The 22877-nt window shown below is 66.8% G+C and carries 22 protein-coding genes; 8 read left to right on the top strand and 14 right to left on the bottom strand.

Annotated elements, in window-relative coordinates; genetic code table 11:
* Window positions 1-247 precede the first annotated feature (247 nt).
* Both ON22_RS03335 and ON22_RS03330 read left to right on the top strand, forming a co-directional pair.
* Window positions 248-1366 carry a cytochrome P450 family protein gene (locus ON22_RS03335; RefSeq protein ID WP_033244180.1) on the top strand — a complete coding sequence of 373 codons (1119 nt, stop codon included), beginning with the start codon at window positions 248-250 and terminating at the stop codon, window positions 1364-1366.
* A gap of 137 nt (window positions 1367-1503) precedes the next feature.
* Entirely contained in the window at window positions 1504-2250 is a 747-nt protein-coding gene (locus tag ON22_RS03330) for a DsbA family protein (RefSeq protein ID WP_063820524.1), read from the top strand.
* A 69-nt stretch (window positions 2251-2319) separates the two neighbouring features.
* On the opposite strand, the gene ON22_RS03325 is transcribed toward ON22_RS03330, so the two are convergent.
* Window positions 2320-2907 (bottom strand): NADPH-dependent FMN reductase, encoded by a 588-nt coding sequence (locus tag ON22_RS03325; protein ID WP_197039671.1) that lies wholly within the window; start codon window positions 2905-2907, stop codon window positions 2320-2322.
* A gap of 144 nt (window positions 2908-3051) precedes the next feature.
* Complete coding sequence (locus tag ON22_RS03320) at window positions 3052-6267, bottom strand: ATP-binding protein (RefSeq protein ID WP_033244178.1); 3216 nt, start codon at window positions 6265-6267, stop codon at window positions 3052-3054.
* A gap of 125 nt (window positions 6268-6392) precedes the next feature.
* Between ON22_RS03320 and ON22_RS03315 the strand changes: the two genes are divergently transcribed.
* The 3 genes from ON22_RS03315 to ON22_RS03305 all read left to right on the top strand — a co-directional run bounded on the left by ON22_RS03315 (window position 6393) and on the right by ON22_RS03305 (window position 8623).
* Window positions 6393-6650: a ferredoxin gene (locus tag ON22_RS03315; protein WP_306306579.1), complete on the top strand. Its 258-nt coding sequence runs from the start codon at window positions 6393-6395 to the stop codon at window positions 6648-6650.
* Window positions 6651-6673: 23 nt separating this feature from the next.
* Window positions 6674-7900 carry a cytochrome P450 gene (locus tag ON22_RS03310; RefSeq protein ID WP_033244176.1) on the top strand — a complete coding sequence of 409 codons (1227 nt, stop codon included), beginning with the start codon at window positions 6674-6676 and terminating at the stop codon, window positions 7898-7900.
* Window positions 7901-7978: 78 nt separating this feature from the next.
* A complete protein-coding gene (locus tag ON22_RS03305; protein WP_033244175.1) occupies window positions 7979-8623 on the top strand; it encodes a DUF4097 family beta strand repeat-containing protein in 645 nt (214 codons plus the stop codon).
* Window positions 8624-8723: 100 nt separating this feature from the next.
* Here ON22_RS03305 and ON22_RS03300 read toward each other — a convergent pair whose 3' ends face one another.
* The gene (locus ON22_RS03300) at window positions 8724-9167 is read right to left on the bottom strand and encodes a helix-turn-helix domain-containing protein (protein WP_033244174.1); all 444 of its coding nucleotides are present in this window, start codon (window positions 9165-9167) and stop codon (window positions 8724-8726) included.
* Window positions 9168-9226: 59 nt separating this feature from the next.
* Between ON22_RS03300 and ON22_RS03295 the strand changes: the two genes are divergently transcribed.
* Entirely contained in the window at window positions 9227-9886 is a 660-nt protein-coding gene (locus tag ON22_RS03295) for a class I SAM-dependent methyltransferase (protein ID WP_197039663.1), read from the top strand.
* 30 nt (window positions 9887-9916) lie between these two features.
* Here ON22_RS03295 and ON22_RS03290 read toward each other — a convergent pair whose 3' ends face one another.
* From ON22_RS03290 to ON22_RS03260, 7 genes are all read right to left on the bottom strand, one after another.
* On the bottom strand, window positions 9917-10204 hold the full coding sequence (locus ON22_RS03290) for a hypothetical protein (RefSeq protein ID WP_051157105.1): 288 nt from the start codon (window positions 10202-10204) through the stop codon (window positions 9917-9919).
* A gap of 78 nt (window positions 10205-10282) precedes the next feature.
* Entirely contained in the window at window positions 10283-10831 is a 549-nt protein-coding gene (locus ON22_RS36255; protein WP_033244173.1) for a hypothetical protein, read from the bottom strand.
* Between the two features lie 236 nt (window positions 10832-11067).
* On the bottom strand, window positions 11068-12000 hold the full coding sequence (locus tag ON22_RS03280) for an aldose 1-epimerase family protein (protein WP_051157104.1): 933 nt from the start codon (window positions 11998-12000) through the stop codon (window positions 11068-11070).
* Window positions 12001-12129: 129 nt separating this feature from the next.
* Entirely contained in the window at window positions 12130-12417 is a 288-nt protein-coding gene (locus tag ON22_RS03275) for a DUF1330 domain-containing protein (RefSeq protein WP_033244172.1), read from the bottom strand.
* Between the two features lie 151 nt (window positions 12418-12568).
* The gene (locus ON22_RS03270; RefSeq protein ID WP_033244171.1) at window positions 12569-13573 is read right to left on the bottom strand and encodes an adenylate/guanylate cyclase domain-containing protein; all 1005 of its coding nucleotides are present in this window, start codon (window positions 13571-13573) and stop codon (window positions 12569-12571) included.
* A 327-nt stretch (window positions 13574-13900) separates the two neighbouring features.
* Window positions 13901-16210, bottom strand: coding sequence for a CocE/NonD family hydrolase (locus ON22_RS03265; protein WP_081595291.1), 2310 nt, complete (start codon window positions 16208-16210; stop codon window positions 13901-13903).
* Window positions 16211-16353: 143 nt separating this feature from the next.
* Window positions 16354-16965, bottom strand: coding sequence for a class I SAM-dependent methyltransferase (locus tag ON22_RS03260; RefSeq protein WP_033244583.1), 612 nt, complete (start codon window positions 16963-16965; stop codon window positions 16354-16356).
* 91 nt (window positions 16966-17056) lie between these two features.
* Here ON22_RS03260 and ON22_RS03255 point away from each other — a divergent pair, with 91 nt between their 5' ends.
* Window positions 17057-17638, top strand: coding sequence for a helix-turn-helix domain-containing protein (locus tag ON22_RS03255; protein ID WP_033244170.1), 582 nt, complete (start codon window positions 17057-17059; stop codon window positions 17636-17638).
* Between the two features lie 277 nt (window positions 17639-17915).
* Window positions 17916-18431 (top strand): C40 family peptidase, encoded by a 516-nt coding sequence (locus ON22_RS03250; protein WP_033244169.1) that lies wholly within the window; start codon window positions 17916-17918, stop codon window positions 18429-18431.
* Window positions 18432-18549: 118 nt separating this feature from the next.
* On the opposite strand, the gene ON22_RS03245 is transcribed toward ON22_RS03250, so the two are convergent.
* The 4 genes from ON22_RS03245 to ON22_RS03230 form a co-directional block, all read right to left on the bottom strand.
* Window positions 18550-19716 carry a thiolase family protein gene (locus ON22_RS03245; RefSeq protein ID WP_033244168.1) on the bottom strand — a complete coding sequence of 389 codons (1167 nt, stop codon included), beginning with the start codon at window positions 19714-19716 and terminating at the stop codon, window positions 18550-18552.
* Window positions 19717-19940: 224 nt separating this feature from the next.
* The gene (locus tag ON22_RS03240; protein ID WP_033244167.1) at window positions 19941-21098 is read right to left on the bottom strand and encodes a Fic family protein; all 1158 of its coding nucleotides are present in this window, start codon (window positions 21096-21098) and stop codon (window positions 19941-19943) included.
* Between the two features lie 65 nt (window positions 21099-21163).
* Window positions 21164-21964: an inositol monophosphatase family protein gene (locus ON22_RS03235; protein ID WP_033244166.1), complete on the bottom strand. Its 801-nt coding sequence runs from the start codon at window positions 21962-21964 to the stop codon at window positions 21164-21166.
* A complete protein-coding gene (locus ON22_RS03230) occupies window positions 21961-22821 on the bottom strand; it encodes a DUF5919 domain-containing protein (protein WP_033244165.1) in 861 nt (286 codons plus the stop codon). Before ON22_RS03230 ends, ON22_RS03235 begins: the two co-directional genes overlap by 4 nt.
* Window positions 22822-22877: the final 56 nt, after the last annotated feature.

The raw sequence follows: 22877 nt of genomic DNA, 5'->3' as shown, positions 1-22877 counted from the left end.
ACATTCACGGCCACCGGCCCGCCGCGACGACCCCGGGCATGCCGAAGTCCTGTTCGCCGACCGTACCCGATCCACGCGGGCCGACTGTATCAAGTCGTGTACTTTCGCTACAGAACCATATTGGAACGCAATGACATTCAGCGATCCGTGAGCGCGGTTTTCACGATCGGCCCGGGCTGCGTGCCGACGGAGTAGCCGGTGGGCCTATTGCGGTCCCACCGTCGGCGCACAAGGAGTTGTCGTACCCGTGAGAACCCGGATGTTTTCCTCACCGATCGAGCTCGACGGCCCCGCCGTACCGATCTACACGCCCGAGTTCGCCGCGAACCCACACGCGGCATACCGGGAAATGCGGCGAACCCACGGTTCGCTGGTGCCGGTGGAGATCCAGCCCGGAATGCCGGCGACCCTGGTGATCGGTTACCGGGAAGCGCTGGAGATCCTCAACGACCACGAGCATTTCTCCTCCGATCCGCGCACCTGGCAGGCCGGGCCGGCGCCGGGCACGCCGGTGGAACGCACCGCCACCGGACTGATCAACAGCTTCTGCGAAACCGGCTCGGCCGAACTCGTTTCCGGGTTCAGCGTGCCACTGTCGTTCCAGCTGGTGAACCATATGCTGGGCTTCTCGCTCGAGACCGGCCAGCGGCTACTGGGTGCGATCGGGGGTATCCGGATGGCGGAGAACGCGGAAGCCGCCGAAGTGGCCAACCAATCGCTGATCACGATCCTGCTGGAGGAGCTCGACGTCAAACGCGGCGCCCCGGCCGACGATGTCACCTCGTGGATGATGGCGCACCCGGCCGGCCTGGAAGATCTCGAGGTCGCACATCAGGTGGTCATGCTGTTCGGCTCGGGAGTCGAGCCGATGTCGGATCTGATCATCAATTCGCTGGTACTGCTGGTCACCGATCCCCGTTTCGCCGATTCCCTGCTCGGCGGCGCCCTGTCCATCAAGGAAGCGATCGAAGAAGTGCTGTTCACCGACCCGCCGCTGGCGAATTTCTGTATCCGGTACCCGCGCCGGCCGCAGCTCGTCGGCAAGGTGTGGCTGCCGGCGAATCAACCGGTGATCGTGAGCTCCGCGGCGGTCAGCGGCGATCCGGCGGTGGTCGGTATGGGCACCGGCGACCGTTCCGGTAACCAGTCGCATCTGGCCTGGGGCGCGGGACCCCATGTCTGCCCGGCCCAGGACCCCTCCTTCGTAATCGGCCATTACGCACTGGAACAGCTACTGGACGCGCTACCCGAAATCGAACTCGCGCAGCCGGTGAACGAACTGTCCTGGCGGGTGGGCGGTTACAACCGCGCACTGGACGCGCTACCCGTCCGGTTCCCGCCGGCGCCGCCGATTCCGCTTCCCTGAGCAGCCGATACGGCGAATATCGCCTGGTTCGTGCGGTGATTTTCGAGGTACGCCCACCGAACCGCCGCCCACCGCCGGGCGGCACCGCCGCGCACTAGTGTGTCGAGGAGAATGTCCGGCGAGCAGGGAGCGACGATTTGAGCACCTATCCGGGCGGGTGGCCACCGCCGCAGAACCCCGGGCCGAACCGACGGCTTCTCGTCGTGCTGCTCCCCCTTGTCACTGTGCTGCTGGTCGGCGCAGCGGTCGGCGCCGGGCTGCTGGCCCGCAACGCGATGGCGGAGACGATCCCCGGTACCGCGGCGGCGGTCGGCAGCGGTTCCGGCCCCGCGAACGTCGCGGCCGACGGCGCGGTCCGGATCGGCGAACCGGACGCCGACGTGACCGTGCGGGTCGTCATGGATCTGCAGTGCCCGTTCTGCAAAGCCTTCGAGGACGCCAACGGCAGGGTGCTCGAGGATGCCGTGCGCGAGGGCACCGCGGCGGTCGAGTACAGCGTCATCTCCTTCCTGGATCGCGCCAGTACCACCGAATACTCCTCGCGAGCGGGTAACGCATCGTTCTGTGTCGCGAACTCGGGGCTGGACAGTTACCAGACCTGGCTGGCGGAAATGTTCGCCGAACAGCCGGCCGAAGGCGGCGCCGGCCTGCCCGACAGCGACTTGATCGCTATCGCCGAATCCACCGGCTATGCGGATTCCGCGGTGGCAGAGTGCATCACCGACCGCCGCTACGACACCTATCTGCGCACCAAGACCGACGAAGTCCTCGCCTCCGGCGTCAACGGCACCCCCACCGTCTACGTCAACGACGAGGAAGTCACCGATTCCGAGGCCCTCCTGGGCCAGGACGGCCTCGCCCCGGTCATAGCCGCCGCCCGCTGAGCGGCGCGATGGCAGGCGCCCGTGCCGGCCGAGTCCGGGCCGTTGCCACACTGTGTCGCATCACAACCCTCACTGCCCGTAGGGCCGGGTGGCACGGGCCGCACGCAGCGCCTCGCCCCACCAGACCAGCTGATCCAACAAGGTTTTCGCGGCCGTTTCAGCTTCCGCGGTGGCGATCGGGTCGTCCTGTGTAGCACTGTTGCGCCACGGGTTGTGGAAGCTGACGGTATCGCGCACGGTGACCGCATGGAGTTCGGCGAAGACGCCGCGCAAATGTTCGACCGCGCGCAGGCCACCCGAGATCCCGCCGTAGCTGACGAAGCCGACGGGTTTCGCCTGCCATTCCCGCCCGTACGCGTCGATGAGGTTCTTCAGCGCCGCGGGATAGCTGTGGTTGTACTCGGGTGTGACGATGACGAAGGCGTCCGTGTCGGCGAGCGCGGCCCGAGTCTCGGCGGCTCGGGGAGTAGGGGCGCCGAAGGTGTGTGGCAGGTCCAGTTCGCCCACGTCTACGACGTCGACCGTGAAGTCCGGTCGCGCAATCGCCCGGGTACGGAACCAGTCGGCCACGGTCGGCGCGAAGCGGCCCTGCCTGCTGCTGCCGATCACGAGGGTCAGCCGCAACGGTTCTGCGAGGGTGGTGGTGCCGGTCGATATCGTCATCGGTTTCTCCCCTACTACGTTCGGCGGCCCCGTCGGCCACCCGCAGACCACCTTGCTTCCTCAACAATTGTTGAGGTCAAGCTCTGGGGCGAAAGACCCTGGTGAACCACGACCTGGCCTGACAGCCAGGCACCGCCGTCAGCGAGCGAGCACGGTGGTGGCCAGCTCCCGCCAGTCCGCTTCCGAACCCTCCCGCATCGCCTCGGTGAACTCCGCTTCGCCGAGGCGATCCCGCACCGTCTGTTCGACGCGGACCGCGTCCGGCTGGGAGCGATCGGGCACCCCGTGGACCACCGCGCTCACTGCGAGCAACCGCGCGGCCTCGGGATCGCGGCCCGCGCGCAGCGCCCAGTCCGCGATCCCGACGAGCACCTGGGTGACCAGGAGCGCATGACCGGCCTCGGTCGCTGCCCGGAAGGCCGCGGCATGATGTTCGCGCGCCTGCTCGAGATCGCTGCCGAGGTAGCCGCGCAGGGTGTGGACGGCCGCCGCGAACTGCGGCATCTCGGCTTCGCCACCCGAGACGGTTGTCGCGATATCGACCTGTTCGAGGGCCTGCTCGGGATCGCCGCTCCAGCGGGACAGCTCCGCCCTGGCCAGCGCGAGTTCGGCCAGCGCGAACGGCCAGACCACCCGATCAGCGCGGCGCTGCGCCTCGGCCACCGCGGCCGCACTCGCCTCGGAGTCGCCTGCCAGCCAATACAACTGGGCCTGACGTGACAGCAACGCCACGATATCCTCGGCCGAGCCGATCTCGGCGACAACGGCAATGCTCTCCTCGTAGAGTTCGCAGGCCGAGACGAATTCGCCGCGGGTGGCGCGCCGGTTCGCCAGCTCGGTCAGCGCGAACGAGATCCCCCACCGTTCCCCCAGCGCCCGGAACTCGGCGAGCGCCCCTTCGAGATATTCGTCCACATCCGGCCCGTCCTGCCCGACCACGATCCGCATCTTGCCCATCTGCAACCGGGACAGCGCGCGCACCCAGGGGTCGTCATCGGTGAGCAGTGGTTCGAACGCGGTCGGTAGCGCCGCCGGCCCCTGCAACATCGCTTCCAATGCGTCGATGAACGCGAGCGTGGGATGACCGGCCTTGATACCGCGGCTGAACCGGTGGGCTTTGCGGATCCACTCCGCCACCTGGACCGCGTCATTGCGGCCGGAACTCATGAAATGCGTGACCAGCCCGTATATCAATGCGCGGGTCGCATCGTCGACCTCGGCGGGTTCGTCGGCAACCGCCATGAGCAGTTCCTGACCTTCGGCTTTGTGACCGCCGAGCCACCAGTACCAGCCTGCGGCCGCGGCGAGCCGCAACGCCCCGGTCGTATCGCCCGCCGCGAGCGCGGTGCGCATCGCAGCCGAAATATTGTCGTGTTCGGCCTCCAGCACCGCGAGCCATTCCAGTTGCTCGGCGCGCCGCAGATGCGGTTCCGCGGTATCGGCGAGACCGGTGAAGTAGGCGAGATGCGCCCGGCGCACCGCCTCCGCTTCCCCCGACTCCACGAGCCGTTCGTACGCGTACTGCCGGATCGTCTCGAGCATCCGGAAGCGCGGCTGGCGTTCCCCCGCAGCACCCGGCACAAGCGGCCCGGCGCCGGCCGCATCGCCCACCATCCCTCGTTCTGCGGTGAGCAGTAGCGATTTCTCGGTCAGCGTGGTGAGCAGATCGAGCACCTCCAACTGCTCGACCACCACCGGCCGTCCGTCGCCCGGATCGGCACAGACCTGTTCGGCCGCTTCCAAGCTCGCGCCTCCGGCGAATACCGCGAGCCGGAGCAACACCGCCCGTTCGGCTTCACTGAGCAGCTCCCAGCTCCAGTCGACCACCGCGCGCAGTGTCCGATGCTGCGGTATCGCGGTGCGACTACCACCGGTGAGCAGCCGGAACCGGTCGTCGAGGCGTTCGGCGAGCTGATCCGGCGAAAGAGTGCGCAGCCGGGCGGCGGCCAGTTCGATCGCCAGCGGTATTCCGTCCAGTGCCCGGCAGACGCGGGCCATGGTCGCGAGGGTGCCGGGATCGGCGGTGAGGTCCTTGCGCACCGCGCGGGCGCGGTCCCGCAGCAACTGCACGGCCGGGGAGGATTCGATCGCCGCGGGATCGGCGTCTGCAACCGGCAGGGCCAGCGGCGCGACCTGCCACAGCGCCTCACCCGTGATACCCAGCGGTTCGCGGCTGGTCGCGAGGATCCGCAGCCGCGGGCACTCCCCCAGCACCCGGTGCGCGAACGCGGCCACGGATTCGATCACATGCTCACAGTTGTCCAGGATCAGCAGGGTTTCGCGGTCACGGACCGCCGCGATCAGCCGGTCCACCGGTTCGGTGTTCACGGCATTGCCGAGCAGTGCGTCGCGGAGGCCGATCGCGGCGAGAGCCGACTGTGCCACATCACCACTCGTACCGACCGCGGCCAGCGCCACCAACCAGGCACCGTCCGGCAGATCGTCGAGCAGGGTCTGCGCCGTTTCCCCGGCCAGCCGTGTTTTCCCGGAACCGCCGGTCCCGGTCAGCGTGGTGAGGCGATGATTCGCGATGAGGTCACGGACGGCGGCGATATCGGCGACTTTGCCGACGTATTCGGTCAGTTCGGCGCGCAGGTTCGTGCGGCGCTCGGCGGTCTGCTTCGCACCCACTTCGCCGCGCAACAACGCGACATGCAGCGCGGAGAGTTCCGGTGAGGGGTCCACGCCCAGCGTATCGGCAAGGGCCTCGCGGGCGTTCTGGTAAACGAGCAGTGCCTCGGAACCACGCCCGGCGGCGCCGAGAGCGCGCATCAGCGCGGCGGCCAACCGCTCCCGCACCGGGTTCCGGGCCACCAGCTCGGTCAATTCGGGTACCAGCTGCGCCCCGAGACCGAGGTTGATCTCCGCTTCGTACAGATCCTCGAGCGCCGCGGAATGCAGCCCCTCGAACCGGGTGATCACGGCGTCGACGGCCTCGCTGTCACGTACCTCGATACCCTGCATCGGCGCTCCCCGCCACAGGTCGAGCGCCTCACGGAGCACCCCGGCGCGATACGCGTCGCCACCACCGCGCGCCCGGTCGACGAGCTGTTCGAACCGGACGGCGTCGACAGCATCGGGTTCGATCACCAGCCGGTACCCGCCCGACTCACCGTCGAGTGACCCTTCCGGCAGCACCTTGCGCAACCGGGAAACCAACGCCTGCAAGGCATTGGCTGCGTCGGCGGGCGGCTGTTCACCCCAGATCCAATCGACCAGCGTCGTTTTCGGGACCGCCCGCCCGGGTTCGAGCGCGAGCGCGATCAACAACGCCCGCAGCCGGGCACCCGGGACCTCTATCGATCCGCCGTCATCTGTCCGGATCTCGAGGGGCCCGAGCAACACGATCTGCACCCGGCCATTCTGCCGTGCGCGGCCGGTCGGCAGTTATTCTGCCGGGCTGGGTTGCCGACCATCTGTCAGCGGGCTTATCAGGCGGGTGTCAGGGCGGTATCAGCGGGGGCCGCGACAGTACTCACATGAACAGCACGGCACCTTCCGGACCACGGAAGAACTCGCACCTGGGCGGGCACGCACCGATGGAACTCCGGGTCGATCGCGAGCGCTGCATCGGCGCCGGGATGTGTGTACTGACCGCCGCCGGAGTTTTCGACCAGGACGACGCGGACGGGCGGGTGGTCGCGCTGATCACCGCACCCACCCACGACCAGGAGTCGGACGTCCGCGAGGCAGCCCAGATGTGCCCCGCCGGCGCGATCACCCTCCTCACCCACTGACCCCACACGAACAGGAAACCTCGATGACCCGCACAGTCCCCGTACCGCACGGCCTGCCCACCGAACGCAACGCCGGCCCCTTCGACCCGCCCCGCGAAATCACCGAGCTGCGTCAGGCGCGCCCGGTCAGCCCGATGATCTTCCCCGACGGGCACCAGGGCTGGTTCGTCACCGGTTACGACGCCGTCCGGCAGGTGCTGGCCGATACCCGGTTCAGTTCGCGCCAGGACATCGGCGTACTGCACGCGCTGGACGCCGATCCCGATATGCCTGTCCAGACCGAACCGTCCCCGCAGATCCCGGGCATGTTCATCGCGATGGATCCGCCGGAGCACACCCGGTTGCGCCGCAAGCTCATCAGCGCGTTCACCGTCAAACGGATGAAACAGCTCGAAGAGCACATCATCGAGATCGCCGAGCGACAGCTCGACGAGATGGCGCTGCTGGCACCGCCGGTCGATCTGGTCGCGGAGTTCGCGCTACCACTGCCCTCCCTGGTGATCTGCGAAATGCTCGGCGTCCCCTACTCCGACCGGGCGGGTTTCCAAGCCAACTCCGCGAAGTTCATGCTGCGGGAGCAGCCGATCGAGGAGAAGATGGCCGCCTATGGCGCGATGATGGCGTACCTGGGTGGACTGGTCACCACCAAACGTGCGGAACCCGGCGACGATATCCTCTCCGACCTGGCCCGCGACGCGGACCTGAGCATCGAGGAACTGACCGGGATCTCGTTCCTGCTGCTGCTCGCCGGCCACGAAACCACCGCAAATATGCTGGCCCTGGGCACGTTCGCGCTGCTGGAACATCCCGATCAGCTGGCCGGGCTGCGCGCCGATCCCGAGCTGGTTCCCGGCGCCGTCGAGGAACTCCTGCGCTATCTGGCGGTCGCCGATATCTTCTACCGCTACGCCACCGAGGATCTCGAACTCGGCGGCGAAACGATCCCCGCGGGGTCGACCGTCGTCGTCTCGCTGCTGGCCGCCAACCGCGACCCGAAGCGTTTCGACGACCCCGACACCCTCGATATCCACCGCACGGCTCGCGGACTGGTGTCCTTCGGCCACGGCGTGCACCAGTGCCTGGGCCAGCAACTGGCCCGGGTCGAGATGCGCGCCGGTTTCGCGGCCTTGATCCGCCGCTTCCCCACGCTCGCCCTCGCCGTCCCCGCGAGCGAGGTGAAGTTGCGGACCGATATGAACATCTACGGCGTGCACGAACTGCCGGTCACCTGGACCGAAACGTCCCGCTAGTCCCGTCGGCGGCAATACAGACCGTGCGAGTCCGCCGCCCGTTCACCGAGCACAACACATAGTCAGAGGAGTACCGCCATGCCTACTTTCCAGACCCCGGCCCCGATCGCCGTCACCGTCGAGGTGCTGTCCGCCGACGTCTTCGTGCACGCCACCGACCGCACCGAAACCGTTGTCGATATCCAGCCGGCCGACGCGTCCAAGAAGGGCGATATCCGCGCCGCCGAGCAGACCTGGGTCGATTTCACCGACGGTGTCCTGACCGTGACCACGCCGAAGGACTGGCGTACCCACACCCCCTTCGGCGGTAATCCGACGATTGCGGTGACCATCCAGGTGCCATCCGGCTCCCGGTTGAAGAGCTCCGCCGGAGTCGGCCGGATCGAGGCGACCGGCGAACTCGGCCGGAGCGACCTCGAAATAGCCGCCGGCGATATCAGCATCGAGCGCGCCGGCGATTCGGTGACCGCGAGAGTCGCCAAGGGCGATATCCGTATCGGCGAAGCCATCCGCGGCGAGTTGCGGCTCGAAACGTCCATGGGCGAACTGGAGATCGGGATCAGCCACGGTAGCGCGGTCCGGCTGGAGCTCAATGCCGTGCAGGGCAGCGTGCACAACCAGATGGGACCGGCCGACCGACCGCAATCCGACGAGGACACCGTGCGCGTGTACGCCCGGAATTCCTACGGCAATATCGCCATCCGGCACGCCACCGCCGCCTGACAGCGCACTCCGAGCAGTACCGCGAACGGCCCCGGTCGACCCCACCTCGGTCGACCGGGGCCGCTCCTGTCCGGCCGCAGCCCTGTGCGCACTGCCGGGTTCAGGGCTCGGCACGGTGCGCTGCGACGCCGACCACGGCCGTGACGACCTCCTCCTGGAACCGGGGACATTCGGTGAAGTCCTCATGGCGGCAGGTCAGCACATGGGTGATCAACTGTTTCGAGGTCTGGATGCGCTCGATCTGCTCGTCGAGAGCGCTCAGCTGGGACTGCAGGATCCGGCGCCGGCCGCGACCGTCACAGGCGTCGAGCAGGTCGCGAATCTGCGCCAGGCTCAGACCGATCTCCTTGCTGCGCAAGATCATCGCGACCCGTGCAAGATGCGCCCGGGTATAGCGCCGCCGGCCGCCGACCCGGGTGGCCGGAGTGAGCAGGCCGACGGATTCCCAATGCCGGAGTACATGCGGTGCTAGGTCGAAGTAGGCGGCGATCTCACCGATCGAGTACGTCGCGTCGTTCACGCCGCCGGACGGGCTTGACTTCATGTTCACATTAACTTGCACAGTGGGCTGTGTCGTCAAGATATCGCCACCGAGGAGTACAGATGGAAATCCGGACACCGGCCGACCTGTGGAACGAGCGCTATACCGAACCGTTCGCGTCGTACGGCACCGAACCCAACGACTACCTGCGCGAAGTCGCCGGACAGATCCCTGCCGGGCCTGTGCTGTGTCTGGCCGAAGGCGAGGGGCGTAACGCCGTGTACCTGGCGAAACGCGGCCATTCGGTTACTGCAGTGGACCTTTCCGAGGTGGGCTTGGCGAATGCGCGGAAACTGGCGGCCCGGCACGGGGTCACCATCGATACCGTCGTCGCCGACCTCACCACCTACGACTTCGGCGATACGCACTGGTCGGGGATCATCTCCATCTGGGCGCATATGCCCTCGGCGGCCCGCCCGGCACTGCACGCGGCCTGTGCGCGAGCGCTCCGGCCGGGCGGCGCCTTCGTCCTCGAGGCCTATACCCCGCGCCACCTGGATCGCCCCGGCGTCGGCGGACCACCGGTCGCGGACGCACTGCCGACCCCGGCCGAACTGCGCCGCGATCTCCCCGGCCTACAGCTGGAACACTGCCGGGAAGTGAATCGCGAGATCACCGAGGGGAAATTCCATCACGGTCCGAGCGCCACGGTCCAGGTGCTGGCATTCAAACCGCCGGCCGGCGCGGCAGGGCAGGATTCGCACGACGACCGGCGGCATTGATCGATCGGCGCCGCTCGCGGGGCGCGGAGCTCAGCCCATCCAGCCCTGGGAGAGCATCACATGCGCGGCCAGGTCTTCGATCGTCATCATTTCCGGATGGCTGTAGTACACCAGCTCGAAGCGGCGCCACCGCCATTGCACCGGGTCCATCCGACCCTCGTGGCTGGTATCGCACAATGCTTCCAGCCGGTCCAGATCGAAGGGCTCCTTACCGCGGGCATGTGCGTCCGCTTTGACGGCGGCCAGCCGTTCCGGCCCGGACAGATCCGGGCGCCGCCATATTGCGCCCGCGAACCGACGGGCGCCCTCGACATCCATTCCGTTCCCCTGCCTGCTCGCGAATTCGTCCGAACCCGCTGCTGTCGAGGATAGAGCCGTCCGGTCCCGGAGCGGCGTTCAGGAGGTGGGGCGATCGGACAAGGCAGGTAGGCATTTTCGCCCGGCGACCAAATCCCGTGCGAGGGCCTCGTAGGCGATGTATTCGCGGACGAGCCGCCGGCGGTTCGGCCCTGCGGGGCCGTCGAGCACGAAGCGGTCGAAACTGATGGTATACAGATGCGCCATCCGGCCGAATACCGCGCCGAGCCCCTCGCGATGTGGCATCGAATCGGGGCGCGCCGGCCCGAGAATACGGCGCGCTTCGAGATCGATCGACAGCATATGGCGCTGCACGTCGTCGCAGGCGCAGGCGAAAGGGTCGGTATCGGAGCCGGTTGCCACCGGCCCCGGCGGATCCTCGGGCTGCTCCCAGGGCAACACGATCTCGTCCCAGACCGGTCGCGCCGCGGCCATCCTGCGATGCGCCACTACGAGGCCCGCCAGCGATTCGAGCATTGCACAGCCGAATTCCGCGGCGGTGGACCGATCGAATTCGGCCGCACGAGTGAATACCGCCGAGATGATCCGGCTGCTCGGGAACGGCCCCAGTTCATCGGCGTCGCTCACCCCGGTCCCCTTTCGTCCCCCGGGTGTGACCGCTGAAACCCCCAGCCCCCCGGACATACTCTGCGGCCGGCGACCCACTCGCCGGCTCCCCTGGCAGATTCCCGAGCACAGGTTAGCCGGTTCCGGGCGGCCGAGAGGACTGTTCGGCGGTTGCCGATCGCCGAATTTTCAATTGGGACAATACTTTCCACAACCACCTGATTGCTCGAAGCGACCATGGACGGCGCCTCGGTATATCAGCGGGAAACCGTGACGCCGGGTATACAGCGCACCACCCAGCGCCCCTCCCAGGTCTCCCCCGGCTCCAGATGGCGCAGACCGTCTCCGGAATTGAGGGCGTCCGGAGCCGCGGTCATGGGTTCCAGCGCGACCGCGAGTCCGGGCCCCGCCGGTCGCGGAAATTCCGTTGCGGTGAACACCTGGAGATAGCGCCAGTCGTCCTCGAGCAGAAGCTCTACCCGCGTCCCACCCGGCGCGGTGAGCCGGGCGGCGACGCCCGGAACCACTCCACCGAACGGGGTATCCAGCGTCAGGTCCGCCAGTGCGACCCCGGCCCGCAGATCGTACGGCGTGCCCTCGACGGGATGCACCGCGACGGGATTCATCCGCGCATCGACCTCGTAGTAGGTGGTCGCGGCGACGGTGAGTTCCAGCTCCTCCACCGGAACCGCGCCGACCCGGAAGTACGGATGTGCGCCCACCGCATACGGCGCCGGCCGGTCCGAATGATTGACGACCCCGTGGGTCACCGCCAGCCCGTCGGGGCGTAGTTCGTAGCGCACCCAGGTATCCAGCAGGAAAGGCCAGCCGTGCTGAGGCGGTATCAGCGCGCCGAGGGTCACCGAATCCGGGGCCTGCGCCCGGACTTCGTAATCGGTGTTGCGCAGCAGGCCGTGGATCGCGTTCGACCGTGCGACCTCGGTGATATCGAGTTGCTGCGGCCGACCGTCGAGCAGCCAGACCGCATCGCGAACCCGATTGGGCCACGGCGCCAGCACAATACCAGCGGCCATCGGCGGCGCGGCACCGGCGGGAAGCGGTTCGGTCACCGCGATACCGCCGACGGTGAGACCGCGCAATACGGCGGCCACCGTCCCGATTTCGGCACGTACCGCCGCCGCTGCCAACACGATCGAACGGCCGGTCGCGGAGGGGCGGGATGCGGTCACGTCATCAGCGTAGATTCCCCGGCGCCGGATTCGGCGGCGGCGCGGCCGCGCCACGGTCGTCGCCCCGCGATGCCGGGCGATGCGATGTCCGCCGGCAACCGGCGACGAATCAGCGCCCCCGCGGTACGGCTACAGGCCGTTGATGATCACGGCATTGCAATCGGCCGCCGCCTGCCGCAGCGGGATCGCGGCCTGGTATTCCTCGGATTCGTACCACGCACGCGCGGCCTCCGGGGACTCGAACTCCAGCACCACGGTCTGGGTGGCGGGCCACTCCCCTTCGAGGACCTGCGGTTTCGTATCCACCGCGAGGACTTTCACGCCGTTGGCCATCGCCTTTGCGGCTGCCTTGCCGTATTCGGCCATCCCCGCCGGATCCTTGATCGACTCGGTCACGATGACATAGCCCTTGGCCATCCCGGAACTCCTCACTCACACACGAGCCGGACACTTTCGGCTCCCCGACGACCATACTCAAAACGTGATTTCCTAATAAGGGAATCCCATATGGTGAAACCGGCTGCGGCGCTCTCGATCGCTGGGCGATGCGGTCCGGCCGGCTTGATGTTCAGGACTTGCCGTTACGCCGGAGTAGATGCGGACGCAGCCGGTTGAAACCCCGGACCCGGACGCTGCGCAGATTCCGGATGCTGAACTCCGTCTCCCCTTCCAGCTCCGCTGCCGCGCCGTCGTCGACCAGGATCGTGCCCGGCCGGGCGACGCCGGTGAGCCGGGCCGCCATATTCACCACGGACCCGTACAGATCGCCGAAGCGTTGCAGCACCGGCCCGTAGGCGATCGCTACCCGCAGTTCCGGAGTGGTACCGACGGTCATGGTGGATTCCTGGATCTCCAGCGCGATCCGGGCCGCGATCATCGGGGATTCGGCCGCGTACATGACCTCGTCCCCGACGTTCTTGATCACCCAGCCCCCGTTTTCGGTGATCGCCGCCGTGGTGGTGGATTCGAACGCCTCCAGCAGCGTGGACAGCTCGTCGGGATGCAGATGCCGGGTGAGCCGGGTGTAGCCGACCATATCGGCGAACCCGACGGCCAGCGTCCGGGTGGAATCCTGGGTCGGCCCGGTCTCCTGCAGATGCCGGATGAGCGCCGCATCCAGGTGGCGCCGCCAGGCATAGGACAGCAGGCTCTCCATGAGCTCCACCGTTTCCGCGGTGGCATTACGGGTGATCTCGTCGGGGTCGGCCCCGGGCCCGGCCGCCGCGACCCGCCGGTCGATCTCCTCGAGCACCAGATCGACCTGCCATTCGGCCAGCCGCGCCATGGCCTGCCCGATAGTGCGGGCGGTCGCGGCCTGCTGCCGGGAACCGGCCGCGGACAGCACCTCGACCTCCCGGAACCGGTGGATGGCCGCGATATCGGAATCGGTGTACTCGGGCGCGCTGTCGTCCTCGCTGGCCGGGAACCCCAGCGATACCCACAATCGGCGCGCCAGCTCGGGTGTCACCCCCGCCTTCTCTGCCACCTCTATGCGGTTGTACCGCCGGCTGCCGGCGAGCAAGCTCGTCTCCGCCGCCGACCGAACCAGTTCGGACCTCTCCTGCGACCCCATGCGCGCCACATTACGACCCACCGGCCGCTACGCGGGCAAACCGGGCAGATGCATCGGTGATCTGCGTCATGCGCGTGTGGACACCGGCCGGAATACGGCGTCGCAAAACGCCCACGGGCCCGGCGACGGGCGGACGCAAGGATCCGCAGCTACGGCGCCACGGCACCCGCTGTGCCGCATCACCGGAGAATCCGGCAGCGACAGCAGGCCCGGACAAGCCGACTACCACGAGGTCCGGCGTCGTACTTGTCGGGCGGCGGCCGGTGAGAGTCCGAGGGCGAGACCGTCCCGGCCGATAGCGGCGCGCGATGGGGTGCCGGGTAGACGCTACGGCTGCGACGTCGCGGACCTCGGTGAGGTGTATTCCGGGATCGGCGCGGGCGACCGGGTCGGCGCAACGGCAGGTGGCGTCGACTGCGGCTGCGGCCCAGCAGGTGCCGGGGTATTCCGTACCGGCGGCTGCGAGGACTCGGCAGGGCGAGGAGCTTCCGCGGCCCCGGAAGGTTCCGCCGGCGGAGCAGCCGGCGCGGCCGGAGCCACCGCGGGCTGCGGAACTGCGGACGGGCGCCCCGGGGCGCCGGGCAGTGGGCGGTCGGTGGGGAGGTTGATGAAGCTGGGGGCGGCCGGGTCCAGCGCGAGATGCTGAGGTTTGAGTTCGGTGTCGTTGAGCATCGGCCGGAATGCCAGCGCTTTGGGGGCGTTGGCGGCGAATACGTCGAGGCGCAGGCGGTGGCCGGGTTCGAGCACGGCCTGGGTGGGGATCACCCCGATATCGAGCGCGACCTGCTCGCCCGGCGCCACCGGCTGCACGCTGTCCAGGGTGATCGGGTTGAACGGGGCGGTGAGGTCGCCGTTGGGTGAGCGGGTGCTGCGGGCTTCGTCGATCGCGCGCAGGGAGGCGGTGAGCTGGCCGGTGCTCAGCACGGTCGAGGTGCCGTCGGGCGAGACATCGTTGACCGTGACGCTCCAGTAGCCGTCGGCAGCGTCGTGCACCGTGTTGAGATGCACGTTGATCGGGCCGGAGATCACGGTCCGTTCGGTGACTTCGGCGCTGGTGAAGGTGAGCGCGCCACGTTCGGCGATCCGGGAATCCTTGGCGCACGCATCGAATACCGCGCCCATCCCGGCCGACCCCTGGGCCATATCCCGCGAACAGAGCGTGCTCAGTCCCGGCGCCACGGTGAGCTGGGTCTTGTCCCCCGGCTGACCGATCAGCGATCCGTCGTGCACGCTTTCGGCGCTGGTGCCGCTGGGTGCGCCCGACAGATACACCCGCCGGTGCGCCATTCCGGGCTGCGGGAATTGTTCGAGGAAAACCCAGCCGCCGCCCTGTTCCCAGACGATCACGGGCCCGTAGTCGGCGATACCGTTGTCGATATCTTTCAGCCAGTGGTCGAACCAGGCCCGCTGCAGGACATCCAGCCGCGGTGGTGCGCCGGGCCGCCCGGTCCCGGCCCCGGGGTTGGCGTGATAGGTGTCGCCGACGACGAGTTGTTTGTGGCCGGGTGGGAGCGGGATGTCGTTGTAGAGGGTGGTGGCGCTGTTGGCGAAAATATCGTGCCAGCCGCCGTAGACGAAGGTGGGGACGGTGATCTTCGACGGATCGCCCATGATGCCCTGCCGGAACGGGCTGTTCTCGTCCAGCGCCGCGGCCAGTGTGGGCGGCATCTTGTTCAGCGACGGCGTGAGCAGTGCCTGAGCGAGCAGGTCGTAGTTGGTGGCGGGATCGGCCAGCCGGTCGGCGAGCCATTGCCAGTCGAAGGTGCCGTTGAGCATCGACTGCACATCCGGCATGAGTTTGGCCTGATTCACCTGGTTGAGCCAGAGCGGCAGGAAGGTCACACCGACACCGCCGCCCGGCGCCACGACATCGCGCATGAGATCGCTACCGGGTTCCACCGGGAAGATGGCCTGCAACGGTTCCGGGGCGTTCTCGGCGGCGCGCAATTGATTGATGCCGGAGTAGGAGCCGCCGCTCATCGCGACCCGCCCGTTCGACCACGGTTGCGCCGCCGACCATTCGATCACCTCGCGGGTGTCGAGTTGTTCGCGCGCACCGAGGGTGTCCCACAGCCCTTGCGACTGCCCGGTACCGCGGACATCCACCGAGACCACGGTGTATCCGGCGTGCACCAGTTTGCTGTCGAGGCCGAGCACCGTGGCGACGGTGCCGCCGTCGAGGGCGTGCAGCAGATCCTCGAAACCGCTGATCGGGGTGCCGGACAGGTTGATCCGGTTCACCAGGTCCATGGTGAACTTCTGCGCCTCGGGATTGTTCATCGCCGAATCGATAAGGGCGGACATCATTTTCGAGTACGGCGTCATCGTGACGATTGTGGGCAGCGGTTCGGTCTCCACCCGGTCACCCGCGTGGGCGGGCCGGTACACATCGGCTTTCAGCACCACGCCGTCGCTCATGGTGATGTGCACGTCTTTGTCGATATGCACCTCGGGGTAGGGCTGTGGGCCGTCGTGGGTGCCGGTCCACTGCTGTGCGAGTTCGGCCGGGGACGCGGCCGGCGCGGTGTCGCGGCTGACCGGGTGCCGGGCGGCCTGCGCTATCACCAGGATTACGGCGAGGGCGACAACGGTGATCGCCGTTGCGGCCGCGAACCCGTGGATCCGGTACAGCCGCATGAACAACCCTCCACCTCATGGTTCCGGTTTCCGCGCACAGATTCCGCCGACGATAGCAATCAGCTCTCGTCGCAGCGTGTACCGACGCGCGGTATCCGGATTCGGGTGGCGGTGGCGATTTTCCGGCGCCGGCCGCCGCGGCCTCAGTTCGCGCGACGCAACCGGAGGACGAGGTCCTTGACCTGATGGCCGGCCGCGGGGCGGTTACGGTCGCGCCGTTCGTCCACCTGCACCGTCCACTGATCGTCGAGCAGGCCGACGACATCGGCGGGCAGGTAGTAGGCGTAGGGGTCGAACTGGGGCCCATGCCGTTCCTGCTCGTGCGAATGTTCGTCCGGCTCGGGGAATTCGGTCGGGTCGTGGGCTACGAACAGCAGCGTGCCGCCCGGTGCGACCGATTCCAGCAGACCGCGCACGGTGGCGTGGTCGGGTTCGTGTGCGATCGGGAAGTAGTGCGCCGACACCAGATCGAACGAGCGGGCCGGCAGCGGTGTGACGGTGATATCGGCCTGCCGCCAGGAGATCTCCGGATGCCCGGCCGATGCGCGTTCGATTGCCACCTTCGAAATATCCACCGCGGTGACCTGCCATCCGCGCTCGGCAAGCCAGTAGGCGTCGGCCCCCTCCCCGCTGCCGAGGTCGAGTGCCTGACCGGGCGCCATACCGGTCACCTCCGTGACAAGGGCGTCATTCGGCAGGCCGCTGAATCTCTGCTCGCTCTCGCCGTACATATCGTCCCAGAACTGCTGGTCCATCGGTATCTCCTGATCTGCTCGGGGCTTGTTCTCCAGCATCCGGAGGCAGCGGCATCTTGACAAATAAATTTGCCATAACTGCAATAGAGGCATGGATCCGGAGTTCGGCGATGTCATCGACGCGATCGGCCCGCGGCTACGTGAGCTGCGGCGACGCAACGGCACCACCCTGGCCGCACTGTCCGAGCTCACCGGCATACCGGTGAGCACGCTGTCACGCCTGGAATCGGGTCAGCGTAAACCCAGCCTCGAACTGCTGCTACCGCTGGCCAAGGCACATCGCGTCCCGCTGGACGAACTGGTCGCCGCGCCGGAGACCGGCGACCCCCGGGTCAATATCCGGCCGATCACCCGGCACGGCCAGACCCTGATCCCGCTCACCCGCAAACCCGGCGGCCTGCAGGCCTACAAGCAGATCCTGTCCGGCCGGTCCTGGGCCGAACCCGATCTGCACACCCATGAGGGTTATCACTGGCTTTACGTCCTCAACGGCAAGATGCGCCTGATTCTGGGTGACCGGGATATGGTGCTGACCCCTGGTGAGGTCGCCGAATTCGACACCCACCTCCCCCATTGGTTCGGCAATGCCGACGAACACCCCGTCGAATACCTGAGCCTGTTCGGACCGCAGGGCGAACGGTTCCACATCAAGGCGCGGTATCGCCCGTCGTAATTCCGATATGCCCCATACGCTGGACCGATGCGAACCGTTACCGTTCCGTTAGCCAACTTGTCCGTGTCGTTTCCGAAGTCTGCGCGACGGACGGCGAAACATGACTCCCCGGGTTTGCAGGACCGACATATAGCTGTGGTGTATTTCCAACGCTGTTCGAGTAGTCGGTGAATTCCTCGCCGCGCAATCGGCGGTGAAAGTTTTTGCGATCCACCGGCTCTCGACCTGAGCACGGAGGACCGCAATTATGGAGTCAGTACCGCTAGTCCGAAAACGCATGGCCGTCATGGCCGTTCTCGCCGCGGCGGCAGGTTCTCTTCTCTGCACGGCCGCACCCGCCGAAGCCCGGCCGGTCACAGTGCCCGGTCTCGGCGTTTTCGAAGTTCCCGATCATATTCCGCTACCGGCCGGGATTCCCGGTATCGCCACCCCGGAACCGGCGCCACAATTCACTCCTGCCCCGGGCGATCTCGCCATCCAGGCGGCGCGCAGCAAACTCGGCGCCCCGTACGTCTCCGGCGGCACCGGACCCAACACCTTCGACTGCTCCGGACTGGTCAAATGGGCCTACCAGCAGGCGGGCGTGGACGTCCCCCGCACCAGCTGGTCCCAGCTCTCCGCCGGCACGCCGGTCCCGCTCGACCAGCTACGGGTCGGTGACGTGATCTCCTACAGCGGCGGCGGCCATTCCGCCCTCTACGCCGGTGACGGGCAGGTTATCCACGCCGCAACCACCACCGTGGAGATCTCCCCCATGTCGTATTCGCCCGTGGTCGGAGCACGCCGCTACTGACCCGCGGCAGCGTCGTGGCCCCTCTCCGGCGGCAAGCCCGAACCACAGCCCGGGCCCACGACGCACCGATGGACCGCCCCTCCAGGCGTACGGCAAGGAGGTGGCGGTCCGTCCGGTATCAGAGCCGTTCGACGATGGTGGCGTTCGCCAGCCCACCCGCTTCACACATGGTCTGCAACCCATAGCGACCACCGGTCTGCTCGAGATGATTGACCATGGTGGCCAGAATCCGCACACCCGAGGCGCCCAGCGGATGCCCGAGCGCGATCGCCCCACCGCGCGGGTTCAGCTTCTCCGGGTCGGCGTGCAGTTCGTGCTGCCACACCAGCGGCACCGGGGCGAAAGCCTCGTTCACCTCGTAGGTGTCGATATCGTCGATCGTCAGACCGGCCCGATCCAGCACCTTCTTCGATGCCGGGACGGGCGCGGTCAGCATGAGCAGCGGGTCGTCGCCGAGCACCGCGAACGAATGGAAACGGGCCCGCGGGGTCAGCCCCAGCTTCGCTGCCATCTGCTCACTCATGATCAACGCCGCCGAGGCGCCATCGGTGAGCGGCGAGGAGTTACCCGGGGTGATCGACCAGTCGATCTCCGGGAACCGCTGTGTGTACTGCTCCTCGGCGAACGCCGGCTTCAACCCCGCCAGTTTCTCCGGAGTGGACCCGGCCCGGATGGTTTCGTCCGCGGTGAGCTCACCGGCGGCCACGAGTTCCCGGTCGAATCCGCCCGCCGCCGCGGTCTCGGCCGCCAGCCGATGCGAACGCGCCGCGAATTCGTCGAGGGTCGGACGGTCCAACTTCCACCGGGCGGCGAGGATCTCTGCCGCGACCCCCTGCTGCACCAGCCCCTCCGGGTACCGGTGCGCGATCGGCCCGCGGTTGGCGTCCTGCCCCTGCGCATTGGAGAACATGGGCACCCGGCTCATCGACTCCACCCCACAGGCGATGGCGATGTCATAGGCCCCCGACATCACCCCTTGCGCCGCGAAATGCGCCGCCTGCTGGCTGGACCCGCACTGCCGGTCCACGGTCGTCGCCGGCACCGACTCGGGGAACCCCGCTGCGAGCACGGCAGTCCGCGAAATATTGAACGCCTGCTCACCACTCTGGGTGACGCACCCGCCCACCACATCGTCGACCAGCGCCGGATCCAGATCGTTGCGCTGGATCAGCTTCTCGAGCACCCCGGCCAGCAGGGTCGCCGGATGCACCCCCGACAAACCCCCGCCCATCTTGCCTTTCCCGGACGGCGTACGAACCACATCGACGATGACCGCGGACTGCATGGGTCCCTCCTGACCTGCTCGGCACGGTCGCCCAAGTTAGTGACCGTTCGCTATTAAGTTAACACGGATTCGCAACGGTAAGCCAGAGTGGATCCAGGGACGACAACGGTTCGACCGGGATCCGAACTTTGCGGAAGTACATTCAGCGGAAATATATTTCCTCAATAGTTCGACACCACCGACACTCAGCGCGCCTGCTATAGCAGGGCTGGGTTCGTATCGCCCTACACCGAGCGGCCGTCGGCGCCAATTGCGTACGGGTCGGTCAGCGACGTCGGCGTACGGGCAATCTCGAGGACAGTCTCCGGAAACTGCGGACCGGCGACATAGATACGAGCACGGGTGCGCCCCATCGGTTCCAAAATCTCCCTGCGCGCCAGCTCGCGCAGATCGCGCTGAGCTTGCTGGAGGTTGAGGTTCTCGTTCTGCTCGTAGCGACTACGCCGCACCCGTCCGGATATCGCCACATCGTGCAGGGCGGTCACCAGACGTTCGTCCAACGACTTTGCGCGGGCGAACTCGGATAGCCGCTCCCACACCCGGCCGGAGCGCACAAACCGCGCCCGCACGGTCTGCGCCTGCTGGTGATAGGCGGTCAGATTGAATCGGACCCACTCCGATACATCCTGTTCCGGCCGGTATTCATTGCCGCGCCGACCGAGCACCTGGTAGTACTCCCAGGTATTTCCCGGTCGGCCGAGCCATGCCTCGATCGACGAGAACTCAGGCGCAAGCACCCCTTCGCGCGCGATCATCAGCGTTTGCAACGACCGTGACATCCGGCCGTTCCCATCGGCCCAGGGATGAATCGACACCAGATGCAGATGTGCCATCGCAGCACGCACCAGCGCATGTGTGCCATCGTCGACGTTCAACCACTCCACCAGTTCGGCCATCAACCCAGGAACCGCGGTAGCCTCCGGCGCTGTGTACGCGGCAATACTCGGATCTCGAGCATCGGTGACATACACCGGCCCCCGCCGCCACTGCCCCGCCGGCTTTCGCGTGGAATATCGATGTCCCTGCAACATCCAATGCAGGGCATTGAACAGCCCCTTGCTGAAACCGAAATCCTCGACATCATGGAGCGTTTGGATGTAGGTCATCATCTGCTCATAGGCGAGCGTCTCCGCCCGGTCCTCTTCGGAGACATCCACATCACGCTCACCCGCCATCAAGTCCTCGACATCAATGGTGGCAACCTTGAACCCTTCGATGGAATTCGAAGCTGCCACAGCATCCGCCGTGAGGAACTTGCGCAGACCACCCGCCCATTTGCCCGGCACTTTCTGCAACTGATGCCGCAATTCCTCACGCATGTCGTCGACCTCGGACAACACACGCTCATCGCTGCCGGCGAGCGCCGGGGTTGGGTACAACACAACGCGACAATATAATGACGCAATCATTACGTCAACACCATGGCCCACGGAAGAGTCCGTCGAGCTCAGTCGAGCGACCCGGTTACCAAACGCACCAGCTCCCGAGCGAGCACCGGGTTTGCGGCGATCGTGTGACGTGCACGGACGCTGTGTTCTGTTCCGTCGGAGTCCAGCACGACTGCGCCGCTCTCTCGCGCGATCACGACGCCTGCCGCCATATCCCACGGCTTGTTCGACAAGATGACACACCCATCCGTCCGGCCTTCGGCTACCCATGCCAAATCGAGTGCCGCCGAGCCGAACATTCTGATTCGTTCGACGGATTCTGCAAGCTTTCGAGTGAGAGCGAATCGGTTGTGGTTCGCGACAGCAGCGTCAGGGCCGACCGCGTAATCGCCGATCGAGACAATGGCCTCGCGAAGCTGTCGCGCCGCACCCGCCGACAACCGCACGCCGTCAGCGAATGCGCCGACGCCTTCGGCGGCGTAGTACTCGGCCCCGAGAAAAGGTGCGCGGATTACACCGACCTTCGGCTGTCCATTACGAACAAGAGCCAGCGAAACTGCGCAGAGCGGAAGACCGTGTATGAAGTTGGATGTGCCGTCGATGGGGTCCAGGATCCACACCTGCTCAGTTTCCGGGCCGGTGACCGCATCGATATGCGATTCTTCGCCGAGAAATCCGACCCCCGGGGTAGCAGCATGCAGATACCGCTGAACTGTCCGCTGTATCTCCAGATCCAGCTCGGTAACGAAGTCGCGGTCGCTCTTCGTGTGCACCTCACCTGGAACCGCCCGCGACAGCAGATCCGCGCCTTCCGCAACAGCCTTGCGGGCAACAGACAGCAATCCGGCGAGTTCGGTCACGAACCGAGCCCCTTTCCTCGCGCCCATATCCCATCGAAGACACCGACAAAGGTATCGAAGATCCCTGCGGCCTCGGACTTGCGTGCGACCAAGGTGGGCGATTCGAGTCCTCGAACCAGTGGCAGGTAAGGCTGGACGACACAGAGTGCCGAGTCGACAGCAACGATGTTGAACCGGGCAGTTTCATCGTAGGTCCGAATCTGCAGCGAACCCGCGCTCGCAGGGCCCGAATTCTCGCGGATCCGCTGCAATACCCCTATATTCAACGCGGTCAGACCTGACAATGCGCCCGGCGCCTGGCCTTCCTCCGCCTCACGCCGCGAGATCTCTTTCCCCTCGGGGTCCAGAAACAGACACCTCACCGCCGTCCCAGATTCGAGGAGTTGCACAATTTCCCGGTCGGAGTACTGCTGACACAGCAAGTTCAAAGAGATGCCGACGATGTCGATCGTTCTCGCGCCCCCGAACAACTGCTGCGGCGACATCGCCTGAGTGAAGGCGATCCGGCTCGGGAAAACAGAGTCGACATCAGCGGTGCCGGACAGACATTGCCGCGCAGGCGGCAGCACGCCCGATCGAGCACACTCGGTCGACGCGGCCTCGCCCTCGGCATCATGCTGCCTGAACAGCTCATCGACAGTCCTGTCCGGGAACATCGACTGCAGAACGCGACAGTGATGGGGGTACGGCAATCCCGTGATCTCCCCTGACAGCCATCGGTAGAACTGCGCCTTCTTCGGCCCGGCACCGACAAGTGTGGAATCGACCTTCATCGCATGTCGGTCGTACTCCCTGTTGAACGCCGACAGCGTTTGGATATGACGTTGCTGCAGCAGCGCTTTCAAAACCGTCGCCATGTTCCATCCCCAGGATTACGCGATCGCAGAGAAGAAGAGGCCTAGAAGATACCGCC

This window comes from Nocardia carnea NBRC 14403 (assembly GCF_000308515.1).
Classification (GTDB): domain Bacteria; phylum Actinomycetota; class Actinomycetes; order Mycobacteriales; family Mycobacteriaceae; genus Nocardia; species Nocardia carnea.
Note: the sequence above shows the minus strand (reverse complement) of the source record. Positions and strands in the feature narration are given on the sequence as shown.

Excerpts from the sequence above, each read along its gene's own strand:
- ON22_RS03315 (WP_306306579.1), top strand. The coding sequence starts at position 6,393 with ATGAACAGCACGGCACCTTCCGGACCACGGAAGAACTCGCACCTGGGC.
- ON22_RS03310 (WP_033244176.1), top strand. The coding sequence starts at position 6,674 with ATGACCCGCACAGTCCCCGTACCGCACGGCCTGCCCACCGAACGCAAC.
- ON22_RS03305 (WP_033244175.1), top strand. The coding sequence starts at position 7,979 with ATGCCTACTTTCCAGACCCCGGCCCCGATCGCCGTCACCGTCGAGGTG.
- ON22_RS03300 (WP_033244174.1), bottom strand. The coding sequence starts at position 9,167 with ATGAAGTCAAGCCCGTCCGGCGGCGTGAACGACGCGACGTACTCGATC.
- ON22_RS03295 (WP_197039663.1), top strand. The coding sequence starts at position 9,227 with ATGGAAATCCGGACACCGGCCGACCTGTGGAACGAGCGCTATACCGAA.
- ON22_RS03290 (WP_051157105.1), bottom strand. The coding sequence starts at position 10,204 with ATGGATGTCGAGGGCGCCCGTCGGTTCGCGGGCGCAATATGGCGGCGC.
- ON22_RS03275 (WP_033244172.1), bottom strand. The coding sequence starts at position 12,417 with ATGGCCAAGGGCTATGTCATCGTGACCGAGTCGATCAAGGATCCGGCG.
- ON22_RS03270 (WP_033244171.1), bottom strand. The coding sequence starts at position 13,573 with ATGGGGTCGCAGGAGAGGTCCGAACTGGTTCGGTCGGCGGCGGAGACG.
- ON22_RS03265 (WP_081595291.1), bottom strand. The coding sequence starts at position 16,210 with ATGCGGCTGTACCGGATCCACGGGTTCGCGGCCGCAACGGCGATCACC.
- ON22_RS03260 (WP_033244583.1), bottom strand. The coding sequence starts at position 16,965 with ATGGACCAGCAGTTCTGGGACGATATGTACGGCGAGAGCGAGCAGAGA.
- ON22_RS03255 (WP_033244170.1), top strand. The coding sequence starts at position 17,057 with ATGGATCCGGAGTTCGGCGATGTCATCGACGCGATCGGCCCGCGGCTA.
- ON22_RS03250 (WP_033244169.1), top strand. The coding sequence starts at position 17,916 with ATGGCCGTCATGGCCGTTCTCGCCGCGGCGGCAGGTTCTCTTCTCTGC.
- ON22_RS03245 (WP_033244168.1), bottom strand. The coding sequence starts at position 19,716 with ATGCAGTCCGCGGTCATCGTCGATGTGGTTCGTACGCCGTCCGGGAAA.
- ON22_RS03230 (WP_033244165.1), bottom strand. The coding sequence starts at position 22,821 with ATGGCGACGGTTTTGAAAGCGCTGCTGCAGCAACGTCATATCCAAACG.